The sequence below is a fragment of the Pseudomonas sp. SDT291_1_S447 genome, from assembly GCF_054070155.1.
This window is the reverse complement of the sequence record NZ_JBSVXS010000213.1, coordinates 1-4,727: the sequence shown is the minus strand read 5'-3', so window position 1 is coordinate 4,727 and position 4,727 is coordinate 1. Positions and strand designations below refer to the sequence as shown.

Sequence of the window (4,727 nt, the reverse complement as noted above, 5' to 3'; positions counted from 1 at the left end):
GGACTGATTTTCAAATCAGTGAGATTCCCCAGCCTTCAGCCCCTCTGGCAATTTCTTGGTCAACAAAATCGCCAGCATACTGATCCCCAGCGCAATCCCGACAAAGTGAAACGCATCGTTGTAAGCCATGATCGCCGCCTGCTGATGGACGATCTCACTCAACTTGCCCAACGCCGCCGTGTCACTGCCAAACCGATCGGTCATCGACGCCAGCCGTTCCGCCACCTGCGGATTGGTCGGCACCACTGCCTCGCGCAAATAATCGAAGTAAGTCTTGGTGCGCGCATCCAGAAGTGTCGCCAACAGGGCAATGCCAATCGCACCGCCGAGGTTACGCAGGATATTGAACAGACTCGACGCCGACCCCGCGTCCTGCGGCAGGATGTACGCCGTGGCGATCAGCGAAATGGTCACCATGATCAACGGCTGCCCCAGCGCTCGAATGATCTGGATCTGATTGAACTGCGGCCCGGCAAAATCCGGATTGAGCACGCCGGACGAAAAACTCGCCAGTCCGAACAACCCGAAGCCGATCGTGCACAGCCATTTCGGCGAAACGAACTTCATCAGCTTCGGCACCAGCGGAATCAGGAACAGCTGCGGCACGCCCATCCACATGATCACTTCGCCGATCTGCAGGGCGTTGTAGTTCTGAATCTGCGCCAGGTACAGCGGCAGTAGATAGATCGAACCGTACAATCCGACACCCATGCCCAGGCTGGAAATACTCGATAAACCGAAGTTGCGATTACGCAGGATTCCCAAGTTGATCAGCGGATTCGGTTTGGATATCTGCACGATCACAAAGGTGATCAGACTTACCAGCGCAATGCTGCCCAGCGTCACGATCAGGCTCGATTCGAGCCAGTCCTTGCGATGGCCTTCCTCAAGAAAAACCTGCAAGCAACCAAGACCAATGCCGAGCGTGAGAATGCCGGTGTAATCGGTGCTTTTCAGCAATTCCCAGTGCGCTTCTTTCTTCTCCAGCCCATACATCAGGCCGGCAATCATGATCAGGCCCGGCGGAATGTTGATGTAGAAAATGTATTCCCAACCCCAGTTTTCCGTGAGCCAGCCGCCTAGCGTCGGGCCGATCGACGGCGCGAACGTCGCGGTCATGGCAAACATCGCCATGCCTTTGGCGCGGTGGTGTTCGGGGAGTTTGATCAGGGTCAGGGTGAATGCCAGCGGGATCAGCGCGCCGCCGGTAAAACCCTGCATCGCGCGGAAGACGATCATGCTCTCCAGGCTCCAGGCCATTGAGCACAGCAACGACGAAACCAGAAACCCCAGCGACACCCACACCGCCAGACGCCGCGCCGAGAGCAACTGCACCAGCCACGCGGTCAGCGGGATCATGATGATTTCCGCGACCAGATACGAGGTGGAAATCCACGAGCCTTCTTCCAGCGTCGCCGACAACGCGCCCTGAATATCTTTCAGCGACGAGTTGGTGATCTGGATGTCGAGCACCGCCATAAAGGCGCCGAGCATCACGCTCATCACCGCAATCCAATCGCGCCGGGTCGGTTCGCCGACCGGGCGGATCAGCGCATCACCGGCCATTGTCCGGAGCGTCTTTGATGTTCACAGTGGCGGTCACCGACATGCCCGGACGGATCTTGCCGTGCAGCGGGTTGTCGGCCTTGAAGGTCAGCTTCACCGGAATCCGCTGTACGACTTTGGTGAAGTTGCCGGTGGCGTTGTCTGGCGGCAGCAGGCTGAACTGCGCGCCGGACGCGGCGAACAGACTATCGACTCGCGCTTCGATTGGCGTGTCGCCATAGGCATCGAACGTCAGCTCGGCTTTTTGGCCGGGTTGCATATGACCGATCTGGGTTTCCTTGAAATTGGCCTGCACCCAGATGTCTTCGTCCGGGACGATCGACAGCAGATAAGCGCCGGCCTGCACCACTTGACCATTGCGCGCGGCACGCTGGCCGACCAGACCGCTGATCGGCGCGTGGATTTCGCTGCGAGTCAGGTTGAGTTCGGCTTGCGCGAGGTCGGCGCGGGCGTTGGCAATCTGTGCGTCGAGGCGTTTGATTTCCGCGTTCAGGGCGTTGACCTGTTGGCGCTGGCCCTGTGCGTCGGCTTGCGCCTTGGCCACTTGCGAACGAGCAATATGGGCGTCGGCGGAGAGGGTGGTCACCCGCTCTTCGGAAACGTAACCGGGTTTGCGCAGGGTTTCGGCACGCGACAAATCCATCTGCGAACGGCCGAGTGTCGCTTGGGTGGTCGCCACTTGCGCATCGCTGGCGGCGATCAGGCTCGATTGCTGAGTCAGTTTGCTTTGCGCCTGCAGGCGTTCTGCTTCACGGGTGGCGAGGGCGGCATTGGCGCGGTCGATGGCCAGGCGGAAATCATTGGGTTCGAGGCGCACCAGCAACTGGCCTTTTTCCACGTGCTGATTGTCCTGCACCAGCACTTCGTCGATGCGCGCGCTCAACTGGCTCGACACACGGGTGATTTCGCCCTGGACATAAGCGTTGTCAGTGCTTTCATAGAAGCGTCCCTTGAAAAACCAATGGGCGAAAAAGCCCCCGGCAATCAGCAGGACGAGCAGCAGAAAAATCAACAGGCGACGCTTGAGTTGGGCAGGCATGGGCAAACTGTAGTCGAGGAATTGTAAGGAAAGTTATCAGCAGGCGAATCTGGCATACAGCCGATAAACGGTAAATGCCATCCGCTGATATTTGCCCATTCACCACGGCTTACCGGCGTTCCAGAGGCAAACTTGGCTTAAATGCCCTGCCCGCTGGAGCGGGGCGGGTGTCGCCTGTTACCATTCGCCGCTTGATTGTTTTGCTTTTCATTCTTTTCGAGACATGCCATGACCACCGTCCGCACTCGCATCGCGCCATCGCCTACCGGGGATCCCCATGTAGGTACCGCTTACATCGCATTGTTCAACTACTGCTTTGCCAAGCAGCATGGCGGTGAGTTCATCCTGCGGATCGAAGACACCGACCAGTTGCGTTCGACCCGCGAGTCCGAACAGCAGATCTTCGACGCCCTGCGCTGGTTGGGCATCGACTGGAGCGAAGGCCCGGACGTCGGCGGCCCGCACGGCCCGTATCGCCAGAGCGAGCGCGGCGACATCTACCAGAAGTACTGCCAGCAACTGGTCGATATGGGTCACGCGTTCCCGTGCTTCTGCACCGCTGAAGAACTCGATCAGATGCGCGCCGAGCAAATGGCTCGTGGCGAAACTCCACGTTACGACGGCCGCGCGCTGCTGCTGTCGAAAGAAGAAGTCGCCGCCCGTCTGGCTGCTGGCGAACCGCACGTAATCCGCATGAAAGTGCCGAGCGAAGGCGTTTGCGTGGTGCCGGACATGCTCCGTGGCGACGTCGAGATCCCGTGGGATCGCATGGACATGCAAGTGCTGATGAAGACCGACGGCCTGCCGACGTACTTCCTCGCCAACGTCGTCGACGATCACCTGATGGGCATCACCCACGTGCTGCGCGGCGAAGAATGGCTGCCATCGGCGCCAAAACTGATTCTGTTGTACGAATACTTCGGCTGGGAACAACCCGAGCTGTGCTACATGCCGCTGCTGCGTAACCCGGACAAGAGCAAGCTGTCCAAGCGCAAGAACCCGACTTCGGTGACGTTCTACGAGCGCATGGGCTTCATGCCTGAGGCGATGCTCAACTACCTCGGTCGCATGGGCTGGTCGATGCCGGACGAGCGCGAGAAGTTCTCGCTGCAGGAAATGGTCGACAATTTCGACCTCAAGCGTGTCTCGCTGGGCGGGCCGATCTTCGACATCGAGAAGCTGTCGTGGCTCAACGGCCAGTGGCTGCGTGATCTGCCGGTGGAAGAGTTCGCCAGCCGTTTGCAGACCTGGGCGTTGAACCCGGAATACATGATGAAGATCGCGCCGCTGGTGCAGGGCCGCGTTGAAACCTTCAGCCAGGTTGCACCGCTGGGCGGTTTCTTCTTTGCCGGTGGCGTCAATCCGGATGCCAAGCTGTTCGAGTCGAAGAAGCTTTCGGGTGATCAGGTTCGTCAACTGATGCAGTTGATCCTGTGGAAACTGGAAAGCTTGCGTCAGTGGGAAAAGGACAACATCACCGCGACGATTCAGGCGGTGGTTGAATCGCTGGAGTTGAAATTGCGCGATGCGATGCCGCTGATGTTCGCTGCGATCACCGGTCAGGCGAGTTCGGTGTCGGTGCTCGATGCGATGGAAATCATTGGCCCGGACCTGACCCGTTATCGTCTGCGCCAGGCAATCGACCTGCTGGGCGGCGTGTCGAAGAAAGAAAACAAAGAGTGGGAAAAGCTGCTGGGCGCTATCGCTTAAGCACGCCTGACTCTGCAGGAACCACCGAAGGCCGGGATCTTTTGATTCCGGCCTTCGGCGTTTTCCCCCCGAATTTACGGGGGAGGGCGGTAAGTGATTGTTATGCCGACGAAAAACTTTGAAATTTTTCAAAAATAAGTTTGACAGGCTTTCGATACGCCCTTAAGATTCGCCCCGTCCTCAGCGATGACATCAACGATGAGGGGCTATAGCTCAGCTGGGAGAGCGCCTGCATGGCATGCAGGAGGTCAACGGTTCGATCCCGTTTAGCTCCACCAATTTACACTTCGAAGCCTGGCCACACCGGCTCCGAAGCGATCAACACTCAGCGTTGATCAGTTGTATAGAAGGGTTTGCGTCCCCTTCGTCTAGTGGCCTAGGACACCGCCCTTTCACGGCGGTAACAGGGGTT

The 4,727-nt window shown here is 58.5% G+C and carries 3 protein-coding genes and 1 tRNA gene; 2 read left to right on the top strand and 2 right to left on the bottom strand.

Annotation, left to right across the window (positions count from 1 at the left end):
• Nucleotides 1-15 precede the first annotated feature (15 nt).
• Both ACW9IR_RS28715 and ACW9IR_RS28710 read right to left on the bottom strand, forming a co-directional pair.
• Nucleotides 16-1,506, bottom strand: coding sequence for an MDR family MFS transporter (locus tag ACW9IR_RS28715; RefSeq protein ID WP_175559590.1), 1,491 nt, complete (start codon nt 1,504-1,506; stop codon nt 16-18).
• 49 nt (nt 1,507-1,555) lie between these two features.
• Nucleotides 1,556-2,605 carry an HlyD family secretion protein gene (locus ACW9IR_RS28710; RefSeq protein ID WP_095111759.1) on the bottom strand — a complete coding sequence of 350 codons (1,050 nt, stop codon included), beginning with the start codon at nt 2,603-2,605 and terminating at the stop codon, nt 1,556-1,558.
• A 228-nt stretch (nt 2,606-2,833) separates the two neighbouring features.
• Between ACW9IR_RS28710 and gltX the strand changes: the two genes are divergently transcribed.
• Both gltX and ACW9IR_RS28700 read left to right on the top strand, forming a co-directional pair.
• Nucleotides 2,834-4,315 carry a glutamate--tRNA ligase gene (gene gltX / locus ACW9IR_RS28705; protein ID WP_016983544.1) on the top strand — a complete coding sequence of 494 codons (1,482 nt, stop codon included), beginning with the start codon at nt 2,834-2,836 and terminating at the stop codon, nt 4,313-4,315.
• A 202-nt stretch (nt 4,316-4,517) separates the two neighbouring features.
• Nucleotides 4,518-4,593: transfer RNA gene (locus tag ACW9IR_RS28700), tRNA-Ala, on the top strand.
• Nucleotides 4,594-4,727 lie beyond the last annotated feature (134 nt).